Origin of the sequence: uncultured Wocania sp. (assembly GCF_964021735.1) — a bacterium.
GTDB lineage: Bacteria > Bacteroidota > Bacteroidia > Flavobacteriales > Flavobacteriaceae > Wocania_A.
Genome location: NZ_CAXIBN010000238.1, coordinates 1 through 3,787 on the forward strand (window position 1 = coordinate 1; position 3,787 = coordinate 3,787).

Annotated in this window: 4 protein-coding genes and 1 pseudogene; 3 read left to right on the forward strand and 2 right to left on the reverse strand. The window is 32.7% G+C overall.

The genetic code is table 11. The annotated features are described in order from the left end of the window. Both meaB and AADI82_RS14280 read right to left on the reverse strand, forming a co-directional pair. Positions 1-1,019, reverse strand: a 1,019-nt coding sequence (gene meaB / locus AADI82_RS14275; RefSeq protein WP_341217093.1) for a methylmalonyl Co-A mutase-associated GTPase MeaB, incomplete at its 3' end; no start/stop codon positions are given. A 90-nt stretch (positions 1,020-1,109) separates the two neighbouring features. Next, a complete protein-coding gene (locus AADI82_RS14280; RefSeq protein WP_341217094.1) occupies positions 1,110-1,664 on the reverse strand; it encodes a DUF2911 domain-containing protein in 555 nt (184 codons plus the stop codon). A 399-nt stretch (positions 1,665-2,063) separates the two neighbouring features. Here AADI82_RS14280 and AADI82_RS14285 point away from each other — a divergent pair, with 399 nt between their 5' ends. The 3 genes and pseudogenes from AADI82_RS14285 to AADI82_RS14295 form a co-directional block, all read left to right on the forward strand. Next, entirely contained in the window at positions 2,064-2,615 is a 552-nt protein-coding gene (locus AADI82_RS14285; RefSeq protein ID WP_341217095.1) for an RNA polymerase sigma factor, read from the forward strand. Further along, positions 2,599-3,168: a hypothetical protein gene (locus tag AADI82_RS14290; protein ID WP_341217096.1), complete on the forward strand. Its 570-nt coding sequence runs from the start codon at positions 2,599-2,601 to the stop codon at positions 3,166-3,168. The genes AADI82_RS14285 and AADI82_RS14290 overlap by 17 nt, the downstream gene beginning before the upstream one ends. Positions 3,169-3,179: 11 nt before the next feature. Continuing rightward, positions 3,180-3,787 (forward strand): annotated as a pseudogene (locus AADI82_RS14295) (hypothetical protein); the annotation flags it as partial.

Genomic DNA, 3,787 nt, shown 5'->3' on the forward strand with positions numbered 1-3,787 from the left:
TCTATTAAATGTAATTGTGTTGCCAACTCTTTTTTAATATCAGGTCTGTTAAAAAAATCAGATTTTAATTGCTCTTCAATGGTTTGAATGAGCCAAAACTTATTTTGCTCGTTTCTTTTAATGTTGAAATAATTATTTTGGGTTGTGGTTTCAATATATTCTAAAATAATATTCCAAATGTCGCTAATGCCCTCATTTTGTATAGCACTACATAAGGTTACTTTGGGTTGCCAATTTGAAGATTTTTGTGGGTAGAGGTGAAGTGCTCTGTTAAATTCAACCTTTGCAAGTTTAGCACGTTTTAAATTATCGCCATCGGCTTTATTAATGGCAATAGCATCTGCCATTTCTATAATGCCACGTTTAATACCTTGCAGCTCGTCGCCAGCACCAGCTAACTTCAATAATAAAAAGAAATCTACCATACTGTGTACAGTGGTTTCACTTTGCCCAACGCCAACAGTTTCAATAATAATAACATCAAAACCAGCAGCCTCACATAAAATAATACTTTCACGTGTTTTTCTGGCCACACCACCAAGCGATTTTCCAGAAGCAGACGGACGGATATACGCATTCTCGTCTTTAACCAATTCTTCCATTCGGGTTTTATCGCCTAAAATGCTACCTTTTGTAAGCGAGCTACTGGGGTCGATTGCTAAAACCGCAACACGTTTTCCTAAAGCGGTTAAATGCTTGCCAAAGGTTTCAATAAAGGTGCTTTTTCCAACTCCAGGAACACCAGTTATGCCTATTCTAATGGAGTTGTTAGCGTGTGGCAAACACTGTTTTATAATACTATTTGCAAAATCTAAATGCTCTGCATTTTTACTTTCAACTAAAGTAATAGCTCTACTTAGGGCTGTTATATCTTTTTTTAAGATGGATGCTACTAAAGTTTTAGGGTTGATTTTAGCATTCCGTTTCTTTTTTATGTTTTTAATAGAAGCGCTATTGGTAATTTCTGAGTGAGAAACACCTTTGTTTTCTTTTAAAGCTGATTTTTTTTCTGTTGCCACAAATACAAGAATGTTTGTCTAATTTACAATAATATTTCAATCAGCTGTTTTAATTTAAAGATGATAAACTGTTTACTGCCAGCTGAATAATCATTTTAACGGCACTGAAACTTTTACATCATCCCAAGCCATGGTTAAAAAAAGATTATCTGTTGAGTTATCGAAGGCTATTGTGAATTGCTCAACGGTGGTGTCAAGTTTTTCAACGGGAATATCAACATTTAAAACATCGTAATTCGGATCCCAATACGGTTTCATTTCGTTAGTAACACCCCAAGGATATTGCTTTGAGTTAAATATTACAGTCCAAACACTATCTTTTGGTACGGTCCAAAGTGTATATTTTCCTTTTGGTAAGGGCATGCCGTTTACATCTAGTGTTTGATTGGTTTCAAAAGTAGTCGCTTCGTTCGCACCCGTTCGCCATACTTGATTAAATGGTACTAAAGCACCAAAAATCTCACGGTCTTTTTTTGATGGTCTGTTATAAAACACCTCTAGTTTTAAATCATTTAGCTTGAATTCTACAGTGTCTTTAGGACTTAACCGACTTGCGAAAATATTTTCAACAAAATATGAATATAAAAAAAGCCCTAAAGCAATAAATGATAATATAAATAAAACGCGTTTTAAAAAGGTATTCATAGAGAGTAATTTATTATGAGCTAAAGATACTTTAAAAAGTAATAATTAATAAAATTGAAACGCAGATTTATTTAGCTTTGTTGTGTAGTTAGCTTTTTGACGGATGACAGATGATATATAATCATGATAAATTAAAATTTCGATAGCTGTTTAACACTGTCATTTGCAGATTAGCATGCGTTAGGTATAGTAGTGGCATCCTTTTATTTGGTGACTGAGGTTCTCGAAGTTACCAAATAAAAGATATAACGGATAGCCGACCTGCCACTTTGAACGTAGTTGAAAGGCTAGGGGAACACCCCAATTTTATTATTCTAGAAAAAATATTCATTTTTTGCAACACGACACTTTTTTTGTCGTCTTTTATAATGACTAACTTAAACCAAAAGTAGAATTAGCATGTTTAAAGTTGACATTATTGAACAATGTAAACAAAACAATCGTAAAGCACAATTGCAGTTATACAACCAGTACTGCGACGGGATGTATATTGTGGCGAACCGATTTTTAAAAGATGCTAATGATGCCGAAGATGTGGTGCAGGAAGCTTTTATTAAAGCGTTCTCTAAACTACATCAATACAAAGCAGAAGTTACTTTTGGCGCATGGTTAAAACGTATTGTTGTTAATAAAAGTATTGATTTCTTAAAGTCTAAAAAGCAAAAACTTGTGGAGTTAGATGAGGTGCACCTAAAAGTTATTGATGTTGAAGACGACGACAAATGGTTAGTTGAAGATGCAATTACATTAAACGATGTAAAACATGCAATTAATAATTTACCAGATAAATACCAGTACGTGGTGATGTTGTATTTAATTGAGGGTTACGACCACCAAGAAATATCTGAGATTTTAAATATATCTCAAGTCGCATCGCGCACACAATTATCGAGAGGTAAAGCAAAATTACAAGAACTGTTAACACTTAAAAAAAATGGCACGAGATATTAGAGAGTTGTTTGAAGATGATAACGCATTAAACGAAAAGATGCCAAAAAATCATCAAGATAGATTTCTTGAAAAGCTAGATAAAGCATTACCTAAAAAGCGAAAATCTAATTTTAATTGGTTACAAATAGCTGCTAGTGTAGTGGTGTTTTTAGGGTTTAGTTTTGGTGCGTATAATTATTTTCAAACAGAAAAACCTATTGAAGTTGCAACAACCAATCTGGTTGAAACTAAAACTTTGGGTGATGTGTCACCAGGTTTAAAAAAGGTTGAAGACTATTATTTGGCAAGTATAAATTTAGAGTTATCTAAAATGAAATATACACCAGAAACTAAAGCTATTTTTGATGGTTATTTATTACAGTTAGATGAGCTTGATAAAGAATATCAACGCTTATTGTTAGAATTAACTGAGTCTGGACCCAGTGAGTTAACAGTAAATGCATTAATTGATAACTTAAAATTTCGTTTAAATCTTTTACATCGTTTACGGTCGCAATTAAAAGTATTTAAAACTTCTGATGATAACATTGAAGAAGAAAAACAATCCATCTAAAAAATCAAAAAATGAACAAGACAATTATAAAAATAAAACAATTTGCTTTGGTGTTTTTTATATCGAGTGGTTTATTTGCTCAACAAAAACTAACTAAGGTATCGCAATCTATTAAAGTAGATAAAGATGTTACCATCGATTTAAACACAAGCTATTGTAACATTGTATTCGACACTTGGAACAAAGGCACAGTAGAAATTGAAGCTTACATTGAAAGTGAAGATTTAAGTGAAGAAGAATTGCAAGAAGCCTTAAAAGACTGGGATGTAAATATTGATGGTTCGCAAGATATGGTTTCAATAAAAACCAAAGGGCATACATCTACAGTTTGGGCTTATAGTAATACTGGAGACAGTGAAGCTGTACAAGCCGTATTGAAAGAATTAAAATATGAATTGGCAGATTTACCAGAAATGAATTTCGATTTCCATTTTGAAATGCCAGACTTACCAGAAATACCTGAGTTACCTGAAATGCCAGAACTACCTGAATTACCAGAAGGTGTGCATCAATTCCATTTTGATTATAAGGCCTATAAAAAAGATGGTGAAAAATATTTGGAAGAATATACCAAAAATTTTGAAAAGAGGTTTGGTAAAGATTATGAAAAAAAAATGGA

What these genes read in the sequence shown, in the direction of transcription:
- AADI82_RS14285 (WP_341217095.1), top strand. Translation starts at nt 2,064, where the DNA reads ATGTTTAAAGTTGACATTATTGAACAATGTAAACAAAACAATCGTAAA.
- AADI82_RS14280 (WP_341217094.1), bottom strand. Translation starts at nt 1,664, where the DNA reads ATGAATACCTTTTTAAAACGCGTTTTATTTATATTATCATTTATTGCT.
- AADI82_RS14290 (WP_341217096.1), top strand. Translation starts at nt 2,599, where the DNA reads ATGGCACGAGATATTAGAGAGTTGTTTGAAGATGATAACGCATTAAAC.